The sequence below is a fragment of the Tsukamurella tyrosinosolvens genome, assembly GCF_900104775.1.
GTDB classification, from domain to species: Bacteria; Actinomycetota; Actinomycetes; order Mycobacteriales; family Mycobacteriaceae; genus Tsukamurella; species Tsukamurella tyrosinosolvens.
The window spans coordinates 4,430,350-4,454,911 of sequence record NZ_FNSA01000003.1 but is presented as its reverse complement, the minus strand read 5'-3'; the positions used below and the strand labels follow the sequence as shown (position 1 = coordinate 4,454,911).

The following is a 24,562-nucleotide window of genomic DNA, read 5'->3' as shown; positions in this document are numbered from 1 at the left end:
CCGGACCATGCCGCCGTCCCGTTCGCCGCGGTGCGTGCTCGATCCGCGCCGCGGCCCGACCCGCCCGGAGTGACCCATGAAGTGGAACGATTTCGTCCTGACCCTCACCGCGACCTCGCAGGTCGCGGACAACCTGCTGCGCCTCGAGTTCGAGGTGGGCGGCGGCACCGCCGGGGGCTACGTGCCCATCGCGCCGGGGGACGAGTCCATCGCCTTCTACTTCTCGCCGGACGGCACCGAGCTGAGCGCCCGCCCGTCCGACGATCCGGGCGCGCTGGGCGGCTGGGAGATCGCGGATCCCGAGCGCAGCCTCGGCCACCGGAACTACTCGGTGCGCGCGTACGACCCCGCCACCCGGCGCATGCTCGTCGACGTGGCCGAGCACGGCCACGGGCCGGCGATCGACTGGTTCCGCGCCGCCCGCCCGGGCTGGCGACTCCTCGCCGCCGGGCCCCGCTCCTGGTACGACCCCGCGGCGGACGCCTCGCGGCACGTGCTCGCGGGCGACCTCGCCGCGCTGCCCGCGCTCGCCCGGATCCTCGAGGAGACCCCGGCCGGTGTGGACGTCACCGTCATCGCCGAGGTCCTCGACCGCACCGAGATCGCCTATCTCCCCGATCGTCCCGGAACCGAGATCATCGAGCTGATCGGCACCGGGAACGGCGCCGCGCCGAGCCGCCTGCCGGAGGCGCTGCGCGCCGTCGACCTGCCGACCGACGGCTACCTCTGGTTGGCCGGGGAGGCGGCCGACACCCGCGCCGCCAAGAAGCACGTGCGCGGCCTCGGGTGGGCGCGCGACCGCGCCGACGTCGTCGGCTACTGGCGCCACGACGCCGAGGCGTGGACCAAGCGCTTCGAGGCGGCGGGGGAGGAGCGGCTGCGCGCCGTGTTCGCCGAGGCCCTCGCCGCGGGCAAGTCCCGGGACGAGGCCACCGACCTCTACGAGCAGGCCCTCGAGGCCGCGGGGCTGTAGCGCGGTGGCGCCGCCGGACGGAGCCGCCCGGCGGCGCGGCGCGGGATCAGCCCGCGTTCTTCGCGGCGGCCGACAGGGTCGGCACGTAGCGCTCCAGCAGCCACGGCACGTCGAGGACGTTGGGCGAGCTGACGGCGTAGACGAGCGGCGGATCCGTGAGCGGGACGTAGGCCTTGCGCTGCACGGCCGTCAGGCTCGCGAACGACGGATTGGTCTCGGTCGCCTCGCGCTTCGCGGCGTCGAGGTACCACGAGGTGAGCACGTCGGGGTTGTACTTGGGCACGTTCTCCCAGCTCACCGGCGCCGCGAACTTGCCGGGCGGAGTGGCCTCGCGCAGCGCCGCCAGCTCGGGCAGCACGGTGAAGCCGAATCCCTGCAGCAGCTGCACCCGCGGGTCGGTGTCGAAGTAGAAATTGAGGCTCTCGGGCGTGGTGCCGCTGGCCGCCGCGACCGTCTTCCCGGCGAACTCCGGGTGCGCGGCCCTGACGTCCGCGATCCGCTTGTCGGTGTCCGTGATCAGGGTCTTCGCTTCGGCCTCGCGACCGAGGGCCTTGCCGACGAGCGTGGTCTGGTCCTGCCACGAGGTCTGCCAGTTGCGGCCCGGCTGGGCGACGGTCGGCGCGATCTTGGTCAGCTGCGCGTACTGGTCCGCGGTGAGGCCGGACTGCACCGCGAGGATCACGTCGGGCTTGAGCGCCGCGATCTGCTCCAGCGGCAGCGACTGGCTCGACTCGGGCAGCAGCACCGGCTTGGCGTCGCCGAGCTTCTCCTGCACCCACGGCATGATTCCGCCGCCGTCCTTACCGAGCTCCGACTTCATGTCGCGCATGCCCACCGGCGTCACGCCGAGGGCGATCGCGGCCTCGGTGCTGCCCCAACCGAGGGTGACCACGCGCTCCGGCCGGGCCTTGATCTCGGTGGTGCCGAGCGCCGAGGCGATCGACACGGGGAAGCCCGCGTCGTGCTGTGCGTGCTCGTCGTTCGACGAACCCGAGCCGCAGGCCGCAGTGCCCATGAGCAGGGCGGATGCGGCGGCGATGGTCACGATCGATCGGGTGATGCGGGGTATCCGGAACACGGCGTCTCCTTCTTCACGAGGTGCCTGTGTCACTGGACACAGGCATTGCCTCGACTGGCGAAACTTCTCTAGTTTCAGGTATGCCTATCCTATCTAGGTCGTCGACGAGGGAGATACATGGGACAGCAGCACGCGATCGCCGATGTGGTCGGGATCGGGGCCGGGCCGTCGAATCTGGGGCTCGCCGCGGCCCTCGATGAGCGGAACCGGACGGGCCTGCCGCCGCTGTCGATGACGATCCTCGAACGCAAGCCCACCTTCGCCTGGCACCCCGGCATGCTCCTCGACGGGGCGACGATGCAGATCGCCTTCCTCAAGGACCTGGTGACGCTCCGCAACCCGCGCAGCCCGTTCACCTTCCTGAGCTACCTGGAGGCCCGCGGCCGGCTCGTCGACTTCATCAACCACCAGACGTTCTTCCCGACCCGGGTCGAGTTCACCGACTACCTCTCGTGGGTGGCGGAGAGCGTCGACGCCCGGATCGACTACGGCACCACTGTGACCGCCGTCGAACGGATCGACGGTGCCGTCGACGGCGCGCGCTGGCTCGTCCGGTACACCGGGCCCGACGGTGACGGCGCCCTGCGCGCGCGGTCCGTCGTCGTGGCGACCGGACTGCGCGAGCGGCTGCCCGAGTGGGCCGCCGCCGGGCCGCGCCTGTTCCACAACCACCGGTTGCTCGAGCACCTCGCCGCCGCCGACCTGGACCCCGCGGCCCCGCACCGCTTCCTCGTGGTGGGCGGCGGGCAGAGCGCCGCCGAGGTCGCCCAGCACCTGCACCGCAGCTACCCGAACGCGGTGGTGGAGAGCGTCTTCAACTCCTACGGTTTCCAGCCCGCCGACGACAGCCCGTACGCCAACCGGGTCTTCGACCCCCAGGCCGTCGACGACTTCTACGACGCGCCCGGCGAGGTGCGCGCGGAGCTCATGGCCCGGCACGCCACCACCAACTACGGCTGTGTCGACCTGGAGCTGATCAACGAGCTGTACGCCGTCGAGTACCAGGAGAAGGTCTCCGGCCACCGCCGGCTGCTCATGCGTCCCGCCACCGTCGTCACCTCGGCGGTCGCGTCCGACACCGGCGTGCGGGTCACGCTGCGCGACCGCATCGCCGGCGAGACGAGCGGCGAGGACTACTCCGCCGTCGTGTGCGCCACCGGATTCCGCTCCATCGGCGTCACCGACGTGCTCGCCGGCTGGGACGTCGCGCCGGAGCGCCTGCAGGTCGGCCGCGACTACGTCCTCGCCGTCGACGGCGAGCCGCTGGAGGGCCTCTACGTCCAGGGCGCCACCGAATCCACCCATGGCCTCGGTTCGACGCTGCTGTCGAACGTCGCCGTCCGCACCGGCGAGATCCTCGACGGGATCGTCGCCGACACCAGCCTGACCAGCGGCCTCGCGGCCGCGAAGGGAGCATGATGCGCGTCGTCACCTTCGGTTTCCAGACCTGGGGCCACCGCACACTGTCGGCCGTCCTCGATGCGGGCCACGAGGTCGCGCTCGCCGTGACCCACCCCGTCTCGAACAACCCGTACGAGATGATGTGGAACGACTCCGTCGAGGAACTCGCCACCGAACGCGGCGTGCCCGTGCACCTCGCGAAGAAGCCCGACGAGGCCCTCTTCGAGGCGGTCTCGGCCGCGGAGCCGGACATCATCGTCGCCAACAACTGGCGCACCTGGCTGCCGACGTCGATCTACTCGATGCCGCGCCTGGGCACCCTCAACATCCACGACTCGCTGCTCCCGCGCTACGCCGGCTTCTCGCCGCTGATCTGGGCGCTCATCAACGGCGAGACGCACGTGGGTGTCACCGCGCACCTGATGGACGAGGGCCTCGACACCGGGCCGATCATCGCCCAGGAGTCCGTCGCCGTCGGCCCCGCCGACCGCACCGTCGACCTGTTCCACCGCACCGTCGACCTGATCGGCCCGCTCGTCGCCCGGTCGCTCGGCGAGCTGGAAGCCGGGACGGCGCAGCCGATCCCGCAGGATCCCGCCGCCGCGACGTACTTCCACAAGCGCTCCGACGCCGACAGCGCCATCGACTGGTCGTGGCCCGCCGACGCGATCGAGCGCCTCATCCGCGCCCAGTCCGATCCGTACCCCAACGCCCACACCGTCTTCCGTGGCGAGCGGCTCGCGATCACCCGAGCCTCCGTCTCCACCAAGCGGTACGGGGGCACGCCCGGCCGCGTCTGCGTTCCCGACGGCGACGGCATCGCCGTGGTCGCGGGGCAGGACGCGTGGCGCGGCGGGAACCCCGCCCTCATCGTCGAGACGGTGCGCACCGCCGACGGCGCCGAGCACCCCGCCGCCAAGATCCTCGGCGACTCCGGCGCCTATCTCGGCTGATCCGGGGAAGCGAGACATGCACGCATTCATCACCGGCGCCGCCTCCGGGATCGGCGCCGCGACCGCCCTGCGGCTCGCGCGGCGCGGCCCCGTCGCCCTCGCCGACCGCGACGCCGACGGGCTCGTCGCGACCGCGCGGGCGGTCACCGAGGCGGGCGGCACCGCCACCTCGCACGTCCTCGACGTGACCGACGCGGCCGCCGTCGCCGCCGCGCTCGACGCCGCCGAGAAGGCCGGCGGCCCCGTCGACGCCCTCGCGCACTGCGCGGGCATCCTCGTCGCCGGACCGCTCCTCGACGCCGCCGCCGAGGACTGGGCCGCCGCTCTGGCCGTGAACCTCACGGGCACGGTGAACGTGCTCACCGCGGCCGCCCGCCGCATGGCGGAGCGCGGCGCCGGCACCGCCGTGGTCGTGGGCTCCAACGCCGGGAACGGCCCGCGCGTCGGCCTCGGCGCCTACGGGGCGTCGAAGGCCGCGGCGCACAGCGCGACCCTGACGCTCGCGCTCGAACTCGCGGGCAGCGGCGTGCGGATCAACGTGGTCGCCCCCGGCTCCACCGCCACCCCCATGCAGACCGCCTTCGGCGGCGCCGCCGCCGCGGAGGCCGCGATCGCCGGCGACCTCGCCCGGCACCGGCTGGGCATCCCGCTGGGGCGGATCGCCGACGCCGACGACATCGCCGGCGCGATCGACTACCTGCTCTCGCCCGATGCGCGGCACGTGACCGCGCAGGTACTCACCGTCGACGGAGGCGCCACCGTATGACCACCACGCAGACCCGCTACTTCCCGGAGGAGTTCGCCGCGCGCTACCGCGCGGCGGGCTACTGGACCGGCGAGACCTTCGCCGGCTTCCTGCCCGAGGCCGCGGAGCGCTTCGGCGACGCCGAGGCCCTCGTCGCGCAGGACCTCGCCGGCGACCCGGTGCGGCTGAGCTACCGCGAGCTGGACACGGCGGCGGCAGTGACCGCCGTGGGGCTGCGCGCCCGGGGGATCGCCGAGGGTGATCGGGTGGTGCTGCAGCTTCCGAACACCGCCGAGTTCGTCACGGTGCTGTTCGGGCTGTTCCGGATCGGGGCCGTCCCCGTCTTCGCGCTGCCCGCGCACCGGCGCAGCGAGCTCGTCCACTTCGTGCGCACGTCGGGCGCGAAGGCCCTGATCACCGCGGCGACGATCAATCGCTTCGACCACCGAGCGCTGGCCGCCGAGGTCGCCGCGGAGACCGGCGTCGACGTCCTCGTCGCCGACGACGCGCCGTTCGGTGACGGCACGGGCGGCCCGCCGGCCACCGTCGACCCCGAAGGGCTGGCGTTCCTGCAGCTCTCCGGCGGCACCACCGGCGTGCCCAAGCTGATCCCGCGCACCCACGCCGACTACCTGTACTCCGTGCGCGAGTCCGCGAAGATCTGCGGCCTCGGGCCCAGCACTCGCTTCCTGGTGGTGCTGCCCGTGGCGCACAACTTCCCCATGAGCAGCCCCGGCATCCTCGGCGTCCTCTGGGCCGGCGGCACCGTCGTGCTCGGGACGGACCCGGCACCGTCGAAGGCCTTCCCCCTGATCGAGGCGGAGAAGGTGACCATGACCTCGCTGGTGCCGCCGCTCGCGATGCTCTGGCTGCAGGCCGCGCCCGCCGCGACCGCGGACCTGGCGAGCCTCGACGTCCTGCAGGTGGGTGGCGCCAAGTTCCCGCCCGAGGCCGCGCGGCGCGTGACCCCCGAGCTCGGCTGCCGCCTCCAGCAGGTCTTCGGCATGGCCGAGGGGCTGGTCAACTACACCCGCGACGACGACCCCGAGGACATCGTCCTGGGCACCCAGGGCCGCGCCATCTCGCCCGACGACGAGGTGCGCGTCCTCGACGACGACGGCGCGCCCGTCGCCGCGGGGGAGCCCGGCCACCTGCACACCCGCGGGCCGTACACGATCCGCGGCTACCTGGGCGGAGTCGACGCCGAGTCCTTCGACGCCGAGGGCTTCTACCGCACCGGCGACATCGTGCGCCGGCTGCCGAGCGGTCACCTCGTGGTCGAGGGCCGCGCCAAGGACCAGATCAACCGCGGCGGCGAGAAGATCGCCGCCGAGGAGGTGGAGAACCACCTGCTCGCCCACCCGCTCGTCATCGACGCGGCCGTCGTGGCCGTCGCCGACGAGTTCCTGGGGGAGCGCACCTGCGCCGTCGTCCTCACGGGGGACGAGCGGCCGACCGTGCCCGAGCTGAAGAAGTTCGTCCGCGCCCGCGGCGTGGCCGAGTACAAGGTGCCCGACCGGGTGGAGTTCGTCGCCGAGTTCCCCACGACGGGCGTCGGCAAGATCAGTCGCCGCGAACTGCGGCGCGCGCTGGCGGACCGTCTCCGGCATCAGGACGAGGCGCGGAAGAACGAGGAGAAGTTGTGAGCCTGCCCAAAACGGTCGTCTACGACCTGCCCGAGATCGAGTGCGCCGACACCGTCGACTGGACCGTGGAACCGGCGCGCGCCGTCCTGCTGATCCACGACATGCAGGAGCACTTCGTCGGCCCGTTCGAGCGCGACGCCGAGCCGCTGCGCACCGTCGTGCCGAACATCGTGACGCTGCGCGCCGCGGCCCGCGCCGCCGGCGTGCCCGTCGTCTACACGGCGCAGCCCGGCGACCAGGACCCCGAGGAGCGCGCGCTGCTCACCGATTTCTGGGGCCCCGGCCTCAAGACCGCGAACCAGGACATCATCGCCGAGCTGACCCCGGCCGACGACGACGTCCTGCTCACCAAGTGGCGCTACAGCGCCTTCGCCAAGTCGGACCTCGCCGAGCGGATGCGGGCCTGGGGCCGCGATCAGCTCGTCATCGCCGGCATCTACGCCCACATCGGGATCATGACCACCGCGCTCGACGCCTTCATGCGCGACGTCCAGCCCTACGTGGTCCGCGACGCCGTCGCCGACTTCTCCGCACAGGATCACGCCAACGCGCTCACCTATGTGGCGGGCCGATGCGGCAGAGTGGAGACTACCGACAAGGTTCTGGAGGCACTGCGATGACGGCGAGCACGAGCGGGGAGAGCGACCATCCGCACTTCCTGCTGACCGCGGCCGGGCAGCGCCTCGCCGCCCGCGGCACCGCGGCCACCTTCGTCGATCCGCACGCCGCGGCCGCCGCGCTGCGCGCCGGCACCGCCCCCGCCGTCGTGGGCGCGCTGCCCTTCGACCTGGCCGATCCCGCCGCGCTGACGGTGCCGGAGCACTTCGGCGACGTCCCCGCGTCCGCCGGAGGTGCCGCCGCCGAGCTGCCCACGTTGACGCAGACCGCCCAGCACCCCGCGCCGGCCGAGCACGTCGACCGGGTTCGCCGCGCGATCGCGCTCATCGACGACTCCGACCTGCAGAAGGTCGTGCTCGCGCGCGCCGTCGACTTCGAGGCGGACGCCCCGCTCGATCCGCTCGCCGTGGCCGCGGCCCTGGAGCAGCGCGACCTCGAGGGCAATGCCTTCGCCGTCGACCTCGCCGCCGCCGGCGACGCCCACCGCGGCCGCTGGCTCGTGGGTTCGAGCCCCGAGATCCTCGTCGGGCGGATGGGCAACACCGTCTTCTGCCACCCCTTCGCCGGGACCGCGACCTCGCCCGAGGGGCTGCTGGACTCGGAGAAGGACCGCGAGGAGCACGCGTACGTCGTCGACGAGATCGCCTCCGCGCTCGCGCCGCTGTGCGCGGAGCTGGACGTGCCCGCCGCACCGTCGGTGACCCGGGCCGGGCCCGTCTGGCACCTCGGCACCAAGATCGAGGGCCGCCTCGCCGACCCCGCGACCAGCGCCCTCGACCTCGCGCTCGCGCTGCACCCCACCCCCGCCGTGTGCGGCTTCCCGCGGCGCACCGCGGCCCGTGCCATCGCCGACATCGAGGGCGAGCGGGGCTTCTACGCCGGCGCGGTCGGCTGGACCGCCGCGAACGGCGACGGGCACTGGCGGGTCAGCATCCGGTGCGCCGAGCTCGACGGTGCGCGGCTGCGCGCCTACGCGGGCGGCGGCATCGTCGGCGCGTCGGATCCGCAGGCCGAACTGGCCGAGACCCGCAACAAGCTGCGCACCGTGCTGGGCCCCTTCCGGCTCACCGAGACCGCGCGGAGCTGAGGGTGGCGGACTGGACCGGCAGCCGGCTGCCGGTGTTCTTCGAGGCGCCCGAACAGCAGCCCGACCACCGGCCGATCGCGGTCGACGCCGACACGACGCCGCGACAGCTGGTGCTGCGGACGATGCTCGGCGACCGGTCGCGGACGCTGCCCGCGGGTCTGCTCATCGTCGGCCATCAGGTCGGCGAGGCGCTCGTCCCCGTCGTGATGGGCCTCGCGATCGATCGGGCCGTCCGGACCGGCGACTGGTCCGCCACGCTCCGCTGGGTGCTCGTGCTCGCGGTCCTGTTCGCCTTCCTCTCCTTCAGCTTCCGGTTCGGCTCGCGCATCGGCTTCCTCGGGATGAACACCGTGCAGCACCGGCTGCGCACCCAGGTGACCGACCGCATCCTCGATCCGCGGGGCCTCGGCGGCGGGCACCCGCCCGGGGTGCTGCTGTCCATCGCCACGTCCGACGTGCAGCGGCTCGCGATGTCGGTCGCGCTCGGGCTCTACCCCGTCGGCGAGCTCGCGGCCATCGTGTTCTGCGGCGTCGTGCTGCTGTCCATCTCCTGGCAGCTGGGCCTGCTCGTGCTGCTCGGCGCACCCGCGATGCTGTGGTGCCTGGACAAGGCCGGCGGCGCGCTGCGTGCCCGCAGCGAGGCCGAGCAGCGCGCCGCGGGCGAGGCCGCGGGCGCCGCTGCCGACCTCGTCGCCGGGTTCCGCGTGGTCAAGGGCATGCACGCCGAGGCCGAGGCGGACCGTCGCTACCGGTCCGCGAGCGCCCGCGCCCTCTCCGCCGTCATCCGGGCCCGCCGCTCCGAGGGCGCGTACGTGGGCGCGATGGAGGCCGTCGCCGCGGTCTTCGTGGTGCTCGTGGGCGTGCTCGCCGGGATCCAGACCGTGCGCGGTGACCTCACCGTCGGGCAGCTCATCACCGTCGTGGGCCTCACCCAGGTGGTGATGGCGCCGCTGCAGGCCATGGGCACCAACGTCGGCAAGTTCTGGGTCGCGGGCAACGCCTCCGCGAAGCGCGTACTCATGGTGCTGCAGGCGCCCTTCGCCCGCGACGAGGGCACCCTGCACGCGCACGACGGGGACGAGGTCCCCGTGCGCCTCACCGGCGTCCCCGCGGGGGAGGGCGTCGTCGACCTGGAGTTCCCGCCCACCGGGGTCACCGCCGTCGTGTGCGACGCCGAGACCACCGCGGCCGCGACCGCGCTGCTCGCGCGCACCGGCGCGCCGCGACCGGGCGCGTCGGTCACCGTCGGCGGCACCGACCTCTACACGCTCACCCAGCCCGCCGCGCTGCGGACCGTGCGCGTCGCGCCGCACGCGACGACGCTCTTCGAGGGCACCGTCGAGGAGAACGTGGCCGCAGGCGGCGCGCCCGACCGGGTGGCCGCGGCCCTGCTCGCCGCCGCGTGCGACGACGTCCTCGAGGTCCTGCCCGACGGGCTGCGGACGTCCGTCGGCGAGGCCGGCCGACTGCTCTCCGGCGGCCAGCGGCAACGCGTCGCGCTGGCCCGCGCCCTCGCCACCGACACCCGTACCCTCGTGCTCGTCGACCCCACCAGCGCGGTCGACTCCGTCACCGAGGCCGCGATCGCCGACCGGCTGGGCGCCGCCCGCGCCGGCCTCGCGACCGTCGTCTTCACGGCATCCCCGACGCTGATCGCCGCGGCCGACACCGTGCTCACCGTGAGCCCCACCGGAGCGGAGGTGCGCGCATGAGCGCCCCCACCACGACCGCCGTCGCCGGTGCCCTACCCGTCGCCGACGGTGCCGAGACCTTCCGCTTCGCCCGCGGCCTCCTCGCCGGGAAGCGCGGCGCGCTCGCGCTCGTCTTCGTGGTCCTGCTCGTCGGCGCCGCGCTCGGGCTCGCCGTGCCGTGGGGCTTCGGCGCCATGGTCGACGTGGCCCTCGACGGCCACGGCTACCCCGACGTGCTGCGGATCGGCGGGCTCATGGCCGTCGCGGCGATCGCCTCCGCGGCCTTCACCGGCATCGGCATCGTCCTGTCCGCGCGGCTCTTCGAGACGGCGCTCGCCCGGCTGCGCGAGTCGATGGTCGGGGCCGCCCTGCGGCTGTCCCAGGCCCGCGTCGAGGACGCCGGGTCCGGCGACCTCGTCTCCCGCGCCACCGACGACGTCGGCGCGGTCAGCCAGGCCATCTCGCGCGGCGTCCCCGCACTGGCCCGCTCCGGTTTCTCCGTGGCGGTGACCGTCGCCGGCTTCGCCGCGCTCGACTGGCGCTTCCTCCTCGTGGTGCTCGTCGTGCTGCCCGTCTACGTGCTCGGCGCCCGCATGTACGTGCGGACCGCGCCGCCGGTGTACCGGTCCGAGCGGGCCGCCATGGCGGAGCGCGCGCACCACATGCTCGGTTCCATCCGCGGCCTGCCCACCGTGCACGCCTACGACCTCATGGACCGCGCCAGCCTGCGGGTCGGCGACGGCTCCTGGCGGGTGGTGCGGTGGAGCATGCGCGCCCGGATCGTGCAGAATCGGCTCTTCGGCCGGGTCAACCTCGCCGAGTTCGTCGGCATGGCCACGATCGTCGTGCTCGGCGTCGCCCTCGTCGACGGGGACGTCGTCACCGTCGGCGCCGTCACCACCGCGATGCTGTTGTTCCTGCGCCTGTTCGGGCCGATCGGCGCGCTGCTCATGGTGATGGACGACATCCAGTCCGCGGGCGCCTCGCTCGCGCGGATCGTCGGCGTGATCGGGCTCGGCGAGGCCGAGGCGGCGGGCCCGGCACCGTCGGGCGAGGTGGACGTGAGCGACGGCCCGCCCCGGGTCGAGGTCGACGGGGTCGCGTTCGGTTACGGCGGCGGCCGCCGCGTGCTCGACGGGGTGACCGTGCGGCTGGAGCCGGGGGAGACGGTGGCCGTGGTCGGCACGTCCGGCGCGGGCAAGACCACCCTCGCCGCGCTCATCGCGGGTGTGCACGTGCCCGCCGCGGGCACGATCCGGATCGGCGGCACGGACCTGGAGACCCTCCCGGATTCCGCTGCGCCGGTGCTGCTCACGCAGGACGTGCACGTCTTCGCGGGCACCCTCGCCGAGGACCTGCGGATGGCGGCGCCGTCGGCGTCCGACGCGGATCTGCACGCCGCGCTGGAGCGGGTGGGCGCCGCGGAGTGGGTGGCGCTGCTCGACGACGGGCTGCAGACCGTGGTGGGGGCCGGCGGCCACGCCCTGACGCCGCAGCGGGAGCAGCAGCTCGCGCTGGCCCGCCTCGTGCTGCTGGATCCTCCCGTGGCGATCCTCGACGAGGCCACCGCCGACGCGGACAGCGCCGATGCCGACGCGCTCGAGGAGGCCGCGCAGGCCGCGCTCGCGGGGCGCACCGCCCTCGTCGTGGCGCACCGGCTCAGCCAGGCCGCCCGGGCCGACCGGGTCCTGGTGATGGAGCGCGGCGCCGTCGTCGAACAGGGCACGCACGACGAGCTGCGCCACGCGGGCGGACGGTACGCCCAGCTGTGGGCCGCGTGGAGCCGGCACCGGTGAGGTGGCCGCGGGCCGTCGGGTGACGGCGGTCCGCCGTGCGGCGGTCCGTCAGGCGCCGAGGAAGGCGCGGTAGACGGCGGAGCCGTAGAACTTCCCGATCCGCTCGGAGTCGCCGCGCCACTGCGGCCCGGCGTCGTCGGGGCGGCCGGCGAGCATGGACCGGACGGCGGCCTCGCACGCGGAGACGAACAGCTCCATGAGCATGGGCAGCTTCTCGTCGAGGTCCTGCATGTCCCACCAGCGGATGAGGGCGGGCCGGATCCACTCCTCGGCCTGCTTCGCCAGCGTCGCGCGGGCGCCGCGGACGCGGTGCACGACCTCGGGATCGGTGACGCCGGAGAACAGCAGCTGCCAGGTGTCGGCCCGCTCGTTCACCGCGGCCAGCAGGCCGCGCATGCCGATGATGAACGCGGTCTCCGGGTCCTCGCCGTGGGCGTTGTGGAGCGAGGTAAGGACGTAGGTCATCATCGTCTCGGTCTCGCGGTCGAGCAGCTCGGTGATGAGCGCGACGCGGTCCGGGAAGCACGAGTAGATGACGGGGCGCGTGACCTGGAGGCGGTCGGCGACGGTGCCGATGGTGACGGCGGCGAGCCCGTCGCGCGCGGCGATCTCCAGCGCGGCGTCGAGGACCTGGGGGCGGCGACGCTCGGGCCCGAGGTGTTCGGCGCGCCGGCGTCCGCGGTTGGCGGTGGTGGGCATTCCGCACAGTTTACCGATCACAGCGCACCCCGCGTTCACGCGACGTTCACCCGCCGGTCCGTGCCTGCCCGTAACCTTCCGCCCGTGATGGATCTCGACCTGCCCGTGGGCATCGACTTGAGCGCGGTCAGCGGCCGCGAGGCGCTGCAGAAGATCGTCGACCTGCGGGCGACCGAGGGCTTCTCCGTGAACGACGACGATGACGACGATCCGGTGCTGCTCACCCCCGAGCGGCACGTCGTCGACACGTGGCGCGAGGGCTACCCGTACTCGGAGCGCCTCGCCCGGTCCGAGTACGAGCGGGACAAGCGCCTGCTGCAGATCGAGCTGCTCAAGCTGCAGCGCTGGGTCAAGGACACCGGGCAGCGGCTGGTCATCGTCTTCGAGGGCCGCGACGCCGCCGGCAAGGGCGGCACCATCAAGCGCTTCATGGAGCACCTCAACCCGCGTGGCGCGCGCGTGGTGGCGCTGGTCAAGCCCACCGAGCGCGAGGCCGGCGAGTGGTACTTCCAGCGCTACATCGACCACTTCCCGACCAAGGGCGAGATCGTCCTGTTCGACCGCTCCTGGTACAACCGCGGCGGCGTCGAGCGGGTCATGGGCTTCTGTACCGACGAGCAGCACGAGCGCTGGACGCACCAGGTGCCGCTGTTCGAGAAGATGCTGGTCGAGGACGGCATCGATGTGACCAAGTTCTGGTTCTCGGTGACCCAGCTCGAGCAGCGGACCCGCTTCGCGATCCGTCAGATCGACCCCGTGCGGCAGTGGAAGCTCTCGCCGATGGACCTCGCCTCGCTGGACAAGTGGGACGGGTACACCGCGGCGAAGGAGGAGGTGTTCGCCGCGACGGACACCGACTACGCGCCGTGGACCGTCGTGAAGAGCAACGACAAGAAACGCGCCCGCCTCAACGCGATGCGCTACATCCTCGACAAGTTCGACTACGACAACAAGGACATGGACGTCCTGGCCGCCGGGCCGGACCCGCTCATCGTCGGCCGGGGCCGCGACCTCATCAGCGACTGACGGTGCGCGGAGCGCACCGCGCGCGGACCGGAGCGGACCTGGCCGCGCGGCACCGTCGAGTACCGTTGTCGCCGTGCGTTCTCTGACGGCCTTCCTCCTCGTTCTCGTGGCGATCGCGGCCACGTTCGTGGCGGTCCCCGCCGCCTGGGCGAAGAACACGGTGCTCGACCGCGCCGAGTTCATGACGCTCATGGAGCCACTGGGCCGCGACCCCGCGGTGCAGGACGCGATGGCGCAGGAGATCTCCCAGCAGGTGCAGCGGCTGCTCACCGAGCAGGGCGACGCCCGTCCGCCGCTCGACGCGATCACGCCCTACGTCTCGACCTACGTGCACGGCCCGCAGTTCCCGGGCGCCTTCACCGAGGCCGTGGGCCAGGTCCACACCTGGCTGCTGGTGCGGCCCACTGCGGAGCAGCGGCTGCGCGGCGCCACCACCGCGGAGATCGACCTCGCGCCGATGATCCGCGACGTCGCGGCTGCGAACAACGTGAAGGTGACCGTGCCGGAGCGGGTCACCATCGACCTGTCCGGGACCGGCGCGAACCGGGACCTGTTCCGGGCCGGACGGTACGCGTCCATCGCGGACACCATCCGGTCGGCGGCGTGGATCGCGCCGCTCACGGCGCTCGCCGCGGCCCTGCTCGCGCTGCTGGCAGCGCATCGCCGCGGCTTCATGATGTTCTATCTGGGGCTCGGCGTCGCCGTCGCCGCGGGCGTGACCTGGATGCTGTGCGTGGCGGCCCCGTCGTACGTGTCGAGCCGCAGCGGGACCGGCGGGCTGAGCCCCGTGGTGGACGCCGCGCTCGACCAGGTCACGAAGAGCCTGACGCCGTGGATCATGACCGAGGCCGCGGTCGGCGGCGCGCTCGCGCTGCTGGGGCTGATCTTCGGCGGGCTCGGTGCGGTGGCCGCGCGGCGGGCGGAACGGCGCGCCTGGTGACGTCGACGGCGCGGCCCACCGTCGCGACGCTCACGTACAAGGACGGCACCACCAATCCCGTCCGGATCTTCCGCGGGCCCGATCCGGCCGCGCCCGTGCTGATGATCTGGCCCGGCGTGAACGTGCCCGCCGGCTATTTCGACGACTTCGGACGCGGGCTCATCGACGCGGGCTTCAACGCCGTCGTCGCCGAGCTGCGCGGACAGGGCGATTCGCGGCCCCGCGGCGCGGCGGGCACGCACGGCTTCCAGGACGTGGTGGTCGAGGACTACCCCGCCGTCTCCGCCCTGGCGCGGCAGAAGTTCCCCGGTGCGCCGCGGATCCTGCTGGGGCACAGCCTCGGCGGGCTGATGGGCGTCATGTACGCCGCGCGCGCCCGCCGGAACCTGGCCGGGGTGATCCTCGTCGCCTGCGGCACCGGCTATTACAAACTCGACGGCCTGTCCGGGACCGCGCGGCGGATCGGGACGTCCGTCGCCGCACGCGCCGCCGCCCGACGGGGCCACTGGTCCGGGCCCGACGGCCTCGGCGAGGTGCCCGCCGGGATCGTGGCCGATTTCGACCACCTGGTGCAGACCGGCGACTTCAACGTCGCCGGCGCGGACGTGGACTACGAGGCGCGGCTGGCGGGGACGCGGACGCCCGTACTCACCGTCGCCATCGCGGGCGACGAGCTGGTGTCGGATCGGCAGTCGCGGTTCGTGGGGGAGAAGTTCCCGTCGTCCGTGCACCGGCGGATCGCGGATCCGCTGGGGCACAACCAGTGGATCCTCTCGCCCGGTGCCGTGATCCCCGCGCTGTCCGGGTGGATCGCCCAGCGGGTGTAGCCGTGGGTTGGGGCACCGTCGGGAATCCTGCGGTGGGCGCTTGCGCAGGGAAGCCATGCGTGCCGCGCATACCGCGATGAACTACTGCTCAGCGGCATGTTCGACGTTCTTTGTGATGCGCTCCGCGCATAGCCTGCGTACCGCGCGAGCGTGATCCCAGCGGCGGGAACATCTTTCGAAGCGTTCTGCGATCGCTGTGGCGGTTTTCGTCGCAGAACGCTTCGAAAGGTGTGCTAGCCGGTGAGGCCGGTGACGAGGACCGGGTTGTGCGCGGGCGCCAGCCATTTCAGGAGCGTGATCATGCCGTCGCGGCTGATCGCGACGCAGCCGAGCGTCGGCTTGCCGTCGGTGACGTGGAGGAACATCGCGCCGCCCTTGCCCGGCGTGTGGCTCGGGTTGTTGTCGAAGTGCACGGCGTAGTCGTAGACGGGGCCGATGTCGTAGAGGTTCTCGCTCTCGGGGCCCGGGCTGGCGGCCTGGACGACCATGCGGTCGTAGGTGGGGGAGTTGACGTTCCCGTCCCACCAGTGCTGATTCGTCACCTTGGTGTACGGCAGCGTGGTGCCGGGGTTGTCCTGCCGGCCGAACGCGAGGTCGAGTGTGAAGACGCCGAACGGGGTGCGGGGCACGCCGTCCTTGCCCTCGCCGATGCCCTGCTGGCCGACCTTGCCCGGGACGGGCCCGTAGACCTTCGTCCAGCCCTGCGCGAGCAGTGCCCACGCCGAGACCTGGACGTCGGTGGAGGAGAACGACGGTGCCGCCACCGTGATCACCTCGCGGGCCGTCGGCGCGGCTGCGACCGCGGCGTCGAGGAGGGCCTTGTCGGCGTCCGCGGCGGCGGCGTGCGGGACGGTCACCGACGTGGCGACCGCGGCGGCGGGCAGCGCAGCCAGTCCCATCAGCACCTGGCGCCTCTTGAGCAACATGCGTCACAGTATCGCACGAGCTGGGGTTTCACGTGAAGCTGACGCCGCCGCGACGGACCACCTCGTCGAACTGCTCCTGAGCGTCGTCGTCGAGGGGCAGGTAGACGGTGAGGAACGCACCGTCGAAACGGTCGAGGAGGTAGCGGGCGCTGCTGAACCGGATCCACCCGACCGGTGGGCAGCGGAACCGGTGCTCGGACGGTGCGTGGCCGACCTCCTGTGATTCCCACGCACCGGCGATGACGGGGCTGCTGCCGGTGATCTCGGCGATGAATCGCTCCCACTCGGGTTCGCCGACATGCCGGCCGTACGCGTGGCGGACCTGGGTGACCATCGCCGCGAGGTAGTCGGGGTCGGCCACGGGGTGCCGGGTGTCGGCGGCGCGGCCCATCTTGTAGAGCGCGTTCCGGTCCAGCCCGGTGTTGCCGTCGATCCCGCGGAACAGGAGGCGGAAGCCCGCGCTCGCCGCGATCAGGTCGTACCGTTCGCTGAAGACGGCGGCGGGGGTCGTGCCGAACCGGTCGAGGACCCGGCGGGTGACGGGGTCGATCGCGGCGGCAGGAGGGGCGTCCGGAGGCCGGGCGGCGGGCACGCCGGCGACGCGGTAGAGGTAGTCGTGCTCCTCGCCCGTGAGGCGGAAGAGCCGGGCGAGCGCATCGAGGACCTGCGTCGACACCGAGATCGGCCGTCCCTGCTCGAGCCATGTGTACCAGGTGAGGCCCACGCCGCCGAGCGCCGCGACCTCTTCCCGGCGCAGTCCCGGGACTCGGCGGGGGCCGGTCCGGGGGAGGCCGACGTCCTCCGGCGTCAGCGCGTCGCGCCGGGCGCGCAGGAACGCGCCCAGCTCGCTGCTCCGTTCCCCACTCACCCCGACAGCATTCCCCGGATCTCCGCGATTGTCATGGCGCTCGTGGCCGAGTGGGTGGTGGCGGTGGTACCAGGATGATCCGCCTCCTGGTGCGGTTCCGGCTCGGTGCGAAGAGTGGTGACCGTGAATCGCACCGTCGCCCACGAGTCCGTCACCGCCCTGCCGTCGTCACGCGGAGGTACGGCCAAGCTCCTTGCCCTGCTGGGCTTCTCCACGATGCCGATGATCGACGCGACCATCGTCAACGTCGCCGCGCCGTCCATCGCGCGCGATCTCCCCGCGACCCCGACACAGCTGCAGTTCGTCGTGGGCGGCTACCTGCTCGCATACGGATCACTCATCATCACGGGGTCGCGCTTGGGCGCCCGTCACGGCCACGTCCGCGCGCTGCGTGCCGCGACGGTGGGCTTCGTCCTCGCCTCGATCGCCTGCGGCCTGGCCCCGAACGCGGCCGTCCTCATCGCCGCGCGGGTGGTGCAGGGCGTGACCGCGGCGGCGATCATGCCGCAGGTCATGAGCCTGATCCAGCGGACCTACGCCGGCCCCGCGCTGGCGCGCGCCCTGTCGATGTTCAGCCTCACCACCGCCGGAGGATTCATCCTCGGCCAGGTCGGCGGAGGGCTGCTCGTTTCGCTCGACGTCGCCGGTCTCGGCTGGCGGCTCGTGTTCCTGGTGAACCTGCCGATCGGGGCCGTGCTGCTGCTGGCGCTGCGTCGGTACTTCGCCGCGGACGAGGGTGATCCGGGGACGCGCATGGACGTCGGGGGTGTCGTGACCGGCGCCGTGGCGCTGCTGCTGCTCATCGCGCCGCTGACCCTGGGACGCAGCTACGACTGGGCGCCCTGGGTGATCGGACTGCTCGTCCTCGCGGTGCCCGCGCTCGCCACCTTCGTCTGGGTCGAGCGCGGAGTGGCCCGACGCGGTGGAAACCCCCTCGTCTCAGGGGACCTGGTGCGCTCGAGGGGATTCTCGGCCGCCGTGGCGGTGGTACTGCTGGTGTTCGCGAACTACGCCGGATTCCTCTTCGCCACCACCCTGTTCCTTCAAGCCGACCACGGCTACGGCCCGCTCGCGTCGGGGCTGTGGTTCCTGTGGTTCACTCCCGGCTTCGTCGCGGTCACCGTCGGGTGGAAGCGACTGCCGCCGCGGCTGCTGGGGCCGCTCGTCGCCCTCGGGGCGGTCGTGATCGTCGTCGGCGACCTCCTGCTGTGGCGGGCGGCGCAATCCCCCTCGGTCGGTGCCGGTTTCGCCCTCGCGCTTCTCGTCCTCGGGGCAGGGACCGGTGCGATGTTCGGCCCGATCCTCACACACGCGTTACGGTCCGTCGCACCCGAGCGGGCGCCGGAGGCGAGCGGTGTGGTCACCACGATGTTCCAGGTCGGCAGTGCGATCGGGGTGGCCGCGGTCGGATCCGTCTACTTCGCAGGCGGTCTGACCGCGGCCGCGCTGTGGTCGGCGGGGCTCGCCGGTGTTGCGGTTGTACTCGTGGTCATGACCCAGGTCCGGAGCAGGCCGTAGACGGTCCACCCGGCCGCGTCGGCTGCGACGGGGCCTCGGCTTCCGTACCTTCGGGGGCGTGGATACGACGAGGGATCTCTGGCTGCTGGTGGCGCGGGCGAGCGTCGGGGTGATGTTCTTCCTCAGCGGGTGGGGGAAGGTCGCGAACCCGAAGCGCTTCGCGGCGGACTTCGCCGCGTGGGGGATCCCGGAACCCGACCTCGCGTCGACCGTGACGGCGTGGGCGGAACTGGTCCTGGGCGCGCTCCTCGTGCTGGGGCTGCTCACCCGGTTCGCGGCCGCGGGCCTCGCCGTCACGATGCTCGGCGCGATCTACTACTCGGTGTGGCCCGCGGCGGTCGAGGCGTCGACCACGATCCCCGGCTTCCTGAGTCAGTTCTTCTACAGCCCCGAGTGGTTGCTGCTCCTGGTGCTCCTCGCCCTCGCGGGCGCCGGCCCGGGCCGGTTCGCCCTCGACGAGCCGTTCGGCATCGAGGCCCGGCTTCAGCGCAGGTGACGCTCCACCCGCTCGACCTTGGCGGTGAGCTGGCCGGTGTGGCCTGGGCGGATGTCGCACTTGACGACGAGGGAGACGCGCGGGGCGCTCTCGGCGAGGCGGTCGACGCACGCCTTGATCACGCCCATCACCTCGTCCCACTCGCCCTCGATGGTGGTGAACATCGCCGTGGTCTCATTGGGCAGGCCGGAGGCGCGGACGATGGCGACCGCTTCCGCGACGGCGGCGGCGACACCGCCGTCGGCGCTCTGGTCGCCGCCCATGGGGCTGATCGAGAATGCTGCGAGCATGATTCCTCCTAGGTCGGGTCGACGGTGGTCGACGGTGCCAGTTCCCGCCATAGGAACTCGTACGCGAGGGCGGACTTGAAGGCGGCCTGCTTGTTGTCGGCCGCGCCGCCGTGGCCGCCCTCGATGTTCTCGTAGTAGTCCACCTCGATGCCGCGCTCGCGCAGCGCCGCGACGAACTTGCGGGCGTGGCCGGGGTGCACGCGGTCGTCGCGGGTCGACGTGGTGACCAGGAGGGCGGGCAGGTCCGCATCCGCGGCTGGCAGGTTCTGGTAGGGCGAGTACTCGCTGATGTAGGCCCACTGTGCGGGATCGTCGGGGTCGCCGTACTCGGCCATCCACGATGCCCCGGCGAGAAGCTGGTGATAGCGCCGCATGTCGAGCAGCGGAACCTGACAGACGATGGCGCCGAACAGCTCCGGGTACCGCGTGTACATCACGCCCATGAGCAGACCGCCGTTCGAGCCGCCCTGGGCGCCCAGCTGCTCGCGCGTGGTGATGCCGCGGGCCACGAGATCCCGCGCCACCGTGGCGAAGTCCTCGTACGCGCGCAGCCGGTTCTCCTTCAACGCGGCTGTGTGCCAGTCGGGGCCGTACTCGCCGCCGCCGCGGATGTTCGCCAGCACGTAGACGCCGCCGCGCTCGATCCACGACGTCCCGGACACCGCCGTGTAGTCCGGCGTGAGGGAGACCTCGAAGCCGCCGTAGCCGTAGAGCAGTGTCGGCTGCGGCCCGTCCGCGGGCTTGCGCACGACGAAGTAGGGGATCTGCGTGCCGTCGTCGCTCGTGGCGAAGAACTGCTCGGCCGTGACGCCCGTGGCGTCGTAGAAGGCGGGGGCGGACTTCAGCGGCTCGACCGAGCCGCCGGCCGTGCCGTGCAGCAGCGTCGGCGGCAGCGTGAAACCGCTGGCGGTGGCGAAGATCTCGTCGCCCTCGCGGGGATCGGTGTAGTAGACGCCGATCTCGGCCAGCTCCGGGAAGCCGCGCGTCTCCCGCGTCTCCCACGTGCCGGGCTCGAGGGTGTGCAGCTCCGAGCGCACGTCCCGCATCGTCGACAACAGGAGGTAGGACTTGGTCCACGAGTACCCCGCGAGCGCCGTGTGCGCGTCGGGGGTGAAGACGGTGCTGTAGTCGCGTGAGCCCGCCCGGTAGGCGTCGAAGTCGAAGGCCACCAACGCGCCCGGGGGCACCGTCCCGGTGGGCAGCTCCCACGCGGACTTCGGGCGCACCAGCAGGCGCGACTCGTGCACGTCCGCGTCGGAATCCGTCGGGACGTCGATCCGCTCCAGTGCCAGCGTGTCCGGGGCGAGAAGATAGATCTCGCTGTTGTAGAAGTCGATTGCGCGCGAGACGAAATGCCGCTCGTAGCCAGGGGTGTCGTCGTAACCGGCGCCGATGGAGACGTCCGAGTGGTGGCCCTCGTAGACGAGGTCCGCGTGGCCGAGCGGGGTGTCGCGGCGCCAGCGCTTCACGAGCCGCGGGTACCCGGAATCGGTGAGGGAGCCGGGCCCGAAGTCGGTGCCCACGTACACGGTGTCCTTGTCGATCCACGAGATCCGGCTCTTGGCCTCCGGGAGGGAGAAGCCGTCGTCGACGAACTCCCGGCGCGAGATGGAGAACTCCCGCACGACCGTCGCGTCCGCGCCGCCGCGGGAGAGGGAGACGAGCGCGCGGTCGTACCGCGCACCGTCGGGCGACTCCGCGCGGAGGACGGCGGCCCCGCCCCACACCCAGTTCTCGCCCTCGGCCTCGCGGAGGGCGTCGACGTCGATGACGACGTCCCACTCGGGGCTGTCGGTGCGAAACGACTCGAGGGTGGTGCGGCGCCAGAGGCCGTACGGGTGGTCGGCGTCGCGCCAGAAGTTCCACAGGTACTCGCCGCGGCGCACCGGGTAGGGGATGCGCTGGTCGGTGTCGAGGATGGCGAGGACGCCCGCCTCGAGCTCGTCGAACCTCGGTCCGGTCAGGCGCGCGGTGCTCGCGGCGTTGCGTTCGCGCGCCCAATCCAGGGCAGTGGCGGATTCCACTTCTTCGAGCCATGCGTACTGGTCCATGGACTCCACACTAGGGCTAGGCTGAAAGCCGTGGCTGATCACTTTGACACTGTTGTACTCGGCGCCGGCCCAGGAGGCTACGTCGCCGCTATTCGCGCCGCCCAACTCGGGCAGAAGGTCGCGGTCATCGAGGAGAAGTACTGGGGCGGTGTGTGCCTGAACGTGGGCTGCATCCCGTCGAAGGCCCTCCTGAAGAACGCCGAGCTGGCGCACACCTTCACGCACAAGGCGCAGCTGTTCGGCATCTCCGGCGACGTCTCGTTCGACTTCGGGGCGGCGTTCGACCGCAGCCGCAAGGTGTCGGAGGGGATCGTCAAGGGCGTTCACTTCCTGATGAAGAAGAACAAGATCACCGAGATCAACGGCTACGGCACCTTCGTAGACGCCAAGACCATCCAGGTCGGCGACCAGACGGTGACGGGCGACAACATCATCATCGACACCGGTTCGACGGTGCGCCTCCTCCCGGGCGTCACGCTGTCCGACAACGTGGTCACCTACGAGGAGCAGATCCTCACCCGCGACCTGCCCCAGTCGATCGCCATCGTCGGCGCCGGCGCCATCGGCATGGAGTTCGCGTACGTCCTGAAGAACTACGGCGTGGACGTCACCATCATCGAGTTCCTGGACCGCGCCCTGCCCAACGAGGACGCCGACGTCTCCAAGGAGATCGCCAAGCAGTACAAGAAGCTGGGCGTGAACATCCTGACCTCCACCAAGGTCGAGTCCGTCGACGACCAGGGCTCGCAGGTCGTCGTGAAGTACACCGGCCCGAAGGGCGCCGGGGAGATCACGGTCTCCAAGGTCCTCATGTCGATCGGCTTCGCGCCCCGCGTCGAGGGCTTCGGCCTGGAGAAGACGGGCGTCGCCCTCACCGAGCGCGGCGCCATCGCCATCGACGACTACATGCGCACCAACGTGCCCGGCGTGTACGCCATCGGCGACGTCACCGCGAAGCTCCAGCTGGCGCACGTCGCCGAGGCACAGGGCGTCGTGGCGGCGGAGACCATCGCCGGCGCGGAGACCCAGACGCTGGGCGACTACCGCATGATGCCGCGCGCCACCTTCTGCCAGCCGCAGGTCGCCTCGTTCGGCCTCACCGAGCAGCAGGCCAAGGACGAGGGCTACGACGTCAAGACCGCGACCTTCCCGTTCTCGGCGAACGGCAAGGCCCAGGGCCTCGGCGACGCCGTCGGCTTCGTCAAGCTGGTCTCCGACGCCAAGTACGGCGAGCTGCTCGGCGGCCACCTCATCGGTCCCGACGTCTCCGAGCTGCTGCCCGAGCTGACCCTCGCGCAGAAGTGGGACCTCACCGTCAACGAGCTGGCCCGCAACGTGCACACGCACCCGACGCTGTCGGAGGGCCTGCAGGAGTCGATCCACGGCCTCGCGGGGCACATGATCAACCTCTAGGCATCGCGCTTCCCGGCGGCCCGGCACCGATCCACGGTGCCGGGCCGCCGTGCGCTTCCAGCGGGTTGGACACTCGTGCCGGACCCTGGCAGGGTCGGGATCGCGGCGTGGCGTGGCCACGGCGCCGGGTCGAGAAAGGGCATCGGTCACCGTCTTCACGTCCGCGCCGCGAGGCACGCAGTGGAAAGCGCACTGCCCGGACGGAAGGAATCGATGAACAACGCAGCGACGCTCACCGACCACTACCCGACGCGCGTCGACCATAGCGAGATCCACGACCGACACGACCCCGTCGTCTGGCCCGGACGATCAGGCCCCTGGCCCGACGGTGCCGTCGACGACTTCGCCGCCCGCGGTTTCCGCAGCGTGGAGGGCGTGCTCGGCGCCGGCGACATCCGCGACGTCCGCGCCGAGATCGACGCGGTGACCACGCGGCTCGGCACCGACGAGCGGGTGATCCGCGAGACCTCCGACGGCAGCGTGCGGTCGGTCTTCGCGGTGCACGAGCTCAGCGAGAAGATCGCGTCGATCATCGCGCGCGAGGAGATCGCGGGCGTGGCCCGACAGCTGCTCGGCGACGACGTCTACGTGCACCAGAGCCGCGTCAACCTCAAGCCCGGTTTCGCCGGCGGACCCTTCTACTGGCACAGCGACTTCGAGACCTGGCACGCCGAGGACGGCATGCCCACGCCGCGCGCGGTGAGCGTCTCGCTGGCGCTCACGCCGAACACGCCCTTCAACGGCTCGCTGATGATCATGCCCGGCTCGCACCGCCGGTTCGTCTCCTGCGTGGGGCGCACGCCCGGCGAGTACCACCGCGAATCGCTCAAGTCCTACCGGCCGCCGTTCGGCACGCCGGAGGAGCGGGACATCGCCGCGATGGCCGATGAGTACGGGATCGAGCAGGTCACCGGCGGTGCAGGAAGCGCGTTGTACTTCGACTGCAACTGCCTGCACGCCTCGGCGGGGAACATCTCGCCGTACCCGCGGTCGAACCTGTTCGTCGTGTTCAACGCCGTCTCCAACGGGCTGCAGGAGCCCTTCGCCGCAGACGCCCGTCGCCCGGAGTACCTGGCGACGCGCTAGCGGTTCACGAATTCGAGTTCTGCGGCGTCACGTGTGCTCCTGAGCACCTGTGGTGCCGCAGAACTCGACATCGTGAGCGGTCAGTGCGGGTGGCCGACGACGTTGACGACGGTGCTGTCGGGGGCGCGGACGAAGAACCGGCGCGGGCCCCACTCCTCGCTGGTGAGCGGGTGGACGATCTCGTAGCCGGAGCGCTGCGCCTCCGCGTAGGCCGCCTCGACGTCGTCGGTCATCACGGACAGGTCCGAGTCGATCTCCGCGGTCCGGTCGCCGGTCACGAGCTGCACGCTGGCGCGGTGGTCGGGGGAGGAGAAGCGGGCGACCCACCCGAGGTTGAACTCCTCGTCGTCGAGGCCGAGGAAGTCCGCGTAGAAGCCGCGCGCGGTGGCGATGTCGTCGACGGTGATGTTGGGGATCACCTTGTGTACCCGCAC

The 24,562-nt window shown here is 72.2% G+C and carries 23 protein-coding genes; 16 read left to right on the top strand and 7 right to left on the bottom strand.

What is annotated here, in order from left to right; translation table 11 throughout:
• The first annotated feature begins 76 nt into the window (after positions 1-76).
• The gene (locus BLW32_RS24165) at positions 77-973 is read left to right on the top strand and encodes a siderophore-interacting protein (protein ID WP_068522884.1); all 897 of its coding nucleotides are present in this window, start codon (positions 77-79) and stop codon (positions 971-973) included.
• A 46-nt stretch (positions 974-1,019) separates the two neighbouring features.
• Here the strand turns inward: BLW32_RS24165 and BLW32_RS24160 are convergent, their stop codons facing one another.
• Positions 1,020-2,051 carry an iron-siderophore ABC transporter substrate-binding protein gene (locus BLW32_RS24160; protein WP_068741420.1) on the bottom strand — a complete coding sequence of 344 codons (1,032 nt, stop codon included), beginning with the start codon at positions 2,049-2,051 and terminating at the stop codon, positions 1,020-1,022.
• A 117-nt stretch (positions 2,052-2,168) separates the two neighbouring features.
• Here BLW32_RS24160 and BLW32_RS24155 point away from each other — a divergent pair, with 117 nt between their 5' ends.
• From BLW32_RS24155 to BLW32_RS24120, 8 genes are read left to right on the top strand one after another with little or no spacing between them, the layout of a single operon-like run.
• Positions 2,169-3,470 (top strand): lysine N(6)-hydroxylase/L-ornithine N(5)-oxygenase family protein, encoded by a 1,302-nt coding sequence (locus BLW32_RS24155; protein ID WP_068522882.1) that lies wholly within the window; start codon positions 2,169-2,171, stop codon positions 3,468-3,470.
• Positions 3,470-4,405, top strand: coding sequence for a methionyl-tRNA formyltransferase (locus BLW32_RS24150; protein ID WP_068741657.1), 936 nt, complete (start codon positions 3,470-3,472; stop codon positions 4,403-4,405). Before BLW32_RS24155 ends, BLW32_RS24150 begins: the two co-directional genes overlap by 1 nt.
• A gap of 16 nt (positions 4,406-4,421) precedes the next feature.
• A complete protein-coding gene (locus BLW32_RS24145; protein WP_068741421.1) occupies positions 4,422-5,171 on the top strand; it encodes an SDR family oxidoreductase in 750 nt (249 codons plus the stop codon).
• Positions 5,168-6,796, top strand: coding sequence for a (2,3-dihydroxybenzoyl)adenylate synthase (locus BLW32_RS24140; protein WP_068741422.1), 1,629 nt, complete (start codon positions 5,168-5,170; stop codon positions 6,794-6,796). Before BLW32_RS24145 ends, BLW32_RS24140 begins: the two co-directional genes overlap by 4 nt.
• Entirely contained in the window at positions 6,793-7,416 is a 624-nt protein-coding gene (locus BLW32_RS24135) for an isochorismatase family protein (RefSeq protein WP_068741423.1), read from the top strand. Before BLW32_RS24140 ends, BLW32_RS24135 begins: the two co-directional genes overlap by 4 nt.
• Positions 7,413-8,501, top strand: coding sequence for an isochorismate synthase (locus BLW32_RS24130; protein ID WP_068626468.1), 1,089 nt, complete (start codon positions 7,413-7,415; stop codon positions 8,499-8,501). Before BLW32_RS24135 ends, BLW32_RS24130 begins: the two co-directional genes overlap by 4 nt.
• A gap of 2 nt (positions 8,502-8,503) precedes the next feature.
• On the top strand, positions 8,504-10,213 hold the full coding sequence (locus tag BLW32_RS24125; protein WP_068741424.1) for an ABC transporter transmembrane domain-containing protein: 1,710 nt from the start codon (positions 8,504-8,506) through the stop codon (positions 10,211-10,213).
• Positions 10,210-11,988 (top strand): ABC transporter ATP-binding protein, encoded by a 1,779-nt coding sequence (locus BLW32_RS24120; protein WP_068741425.1) that lies wholly within the window; start codon positions 10,210-10,212, stop codon positions 11,986-11,988. The genes BLW32_RS24125 and BLW32_RS24120 overlap by 4 nt, the downstream gene beginning before the upstream one ends.
• A gap of 48 nt (positions 11,989-12,036) precedes the next feature.
• On the opposite strand, the gene BLW32_RS24115 is transcribed toward BLW32_RS24120, so the two are convergent.
• Entirely contained in the window at positions 12,037-12,687 is a 651-nt protein-coding gene (locus BLW32_RS24115) for a TetR/AcrR family transcriptional regulator (RefSeq protein ID WP_068522875.1), read from the bottom strand.
• Positions 12,688-12,774: 87 nt separating this feature from the next.
• Between BLW32_RS24115 and ppk2 the strand changes: the two genes are divergently transcribed.
• The 3 genes from ppk2 (at position 12,775) to BLW32_RS24100 (ending at position 15,480) form a co-directional block, all read left to right on the top strand.
• Complete coding sequence (gene ppk2, locus BLW32_RS24110) at positions 12,775-13,713, top strand: polyphosphate kinase 2 (RefSeq protein WP_068522874.1); 939 nt, start codon at positions 12,775-12,777, stop codon at positions 13,711-13,713.
• A 73-nt stretch (positions 13,714-13,786) separates the two neighbouring features.
• Positions 13,787-14,653, top strand: a complete 867-nt coding sequence (locus BLW32_RS24105; RefSeq protein WP_068522873.1) for a hypothetical protein — start codon at positions 13,787-13,789, stop codon at positions 14,651-14,653.
• Positions 14,650-15,480 (top strand): alpha/beta fold hydrolase, encoded by an 831-nt coding sequence (locus tag BLW32_RS24100; protein WP_068741426.1) that lies wholly within the window; start codon positions 14,650-14,652, stop codon positions 15,478-15,480. Before BLW32_RS24105 ends, BLW32_RS24100 begins: the two co-directional genes overlap by 4 nt.
• A gap of 233 nt (positions 15,481-15,713) precedes the next feature.
• On the opposite strand, the gene BLW32_RS24095 is transcribed toward BLW32_RS24100, so the two are convergent.
• Both BLW32_RS24095 and BLW32_RS24090 read right to left on the bottom strand, forming a co-directional pair.
• On the bottom strand, positions 15,714-16,406 hold the full coding sequence (locus tag BLW32_RS24095; protein WP_231857361.1) for a L,D-transpeptidase family protein: 693 nt from the start codon (positions 16,404-16,406) through the stop codon (positions 15,714-15,716).
• A gap of 28 nt (positions 16,407-16,434) precedes the next feature.
• Positions 16,435-17,274: a helix-turn-helix transcriptional regulator gene (locus BLW32_RS24090; protein WP_068741427.1), complete on the bottom strand. Its 840-nt coding sequence runs from the start codon at positions 17,272-17,274 to the stop codon at positions 16,435-16,437.
• Between the two features lie 123 nt (positions 17,275-17,397).
• Here BLW32_RS24090 and BLW32_RS24085 point away from each other — a divergent pair, with 123 nt between their 5' ends.
• Together BLW32_RS24085 and BLW32_RS24080 are read left to right on the top strand one after the other, a co-directional pair.
• A complete protein-coding gene (locus BLW32_RS24085; RefSeq protein ID WP_139286306.1) occupies positions 17,398-18,792 on the top strand; it encodes an MFS transporter in 1,395 nt (464 codons plus the stop codon).
• Positions 18,793-18,850: 58 nt separating this feature from the next.
• Positions 18,851-19,288: a DoxX family protein gene (locus BLW32_RS24080; RefSeq protein ID WP_139286305.1), complete on the top strand. Its 438-nt coding sequence runs from the start codon at positions 18,851-18,853 to the stop codon at positions 19,286-19,288.
• On the opposite strand, the gene BLW32_RS24075 is transcribed toward BLW32_RS24080, so the two are convergent.
• Together BLW32_RS24075 and BLW32_RS24070 are read right to left on the bottom strand one after the other, a co-directional pair.
• Positions 19,276-19,578 (bottom strand): thiamine-binding protein, encoded by a 303-nt coding sequence (locus BLW32_RS24075; protein ID WP_068741430.1) that lies wholly within the window; start codon positions 19,576-19,578, stop codon positions 19,276-19,278. The genes BLW32_RS24080 and BLW32_RS24075 overlap by 13 nt on opposite strands.
• An 8-nt stretch (positions 19,579-19,586) precedes the next feature.
• The gene (locus BLW32_RS24070) at positions 19,587-21,671 is read right to left on the bottom strand and encodes a prolyl oligopeptidase family serine peptidase (protein WP_074850820.1); all 2,085 of its coding nucleotides are present in this window, start codon (positions 21,669-21,671) and stop codon (positions 19,587-19,589) included.
• Between BLW32_RS24070 and lpdA the strand changes: the two genes are divergently transcribed.
• Positions 21,660-23,042, top strand: a complete 1,383-nt coding sequence (lpdA, locus tag BLW32_RS24065; protein WP_068522865.1) for a dihydrolipoyl dehydrogenase — start codon at positions 21,660-21,662, stop codon at positions 23,040-23,042. The two genes, BLW32_RS24070 and lpdA, sit on opposite strands and share 12 nt — an antisense overlap.
• A gap of 213 nt (positions 23,043-23,255) precedes the next feature.
• The gene (gene thpD / locus BLW32_RS24060) at positions 23,256-24,128 is read left to right on the top strand and encodes an ectoine hydroxylase (protein WP_068522864.1); all 873 of its coding nucleotides are present in this window, start codon (positions 23,256-23,258) and stop codon (positions 24,126-24,128) included.
• An 80-nt stretch (positions 24,129-24,208) separates the two neighbouring features.
• On the opposite strand, the gene BLW32_RS24055 is transcribed toward thpD, so the two are convergent.
• A complete protein-coding gene (locus BLW32_RS24055; RefSeq protein WP_068522863.1) occupies positions 24,209-24,562 on the bottom strand; it encodes a VOC family protein in 354 nt (117 codons plus the stop codon).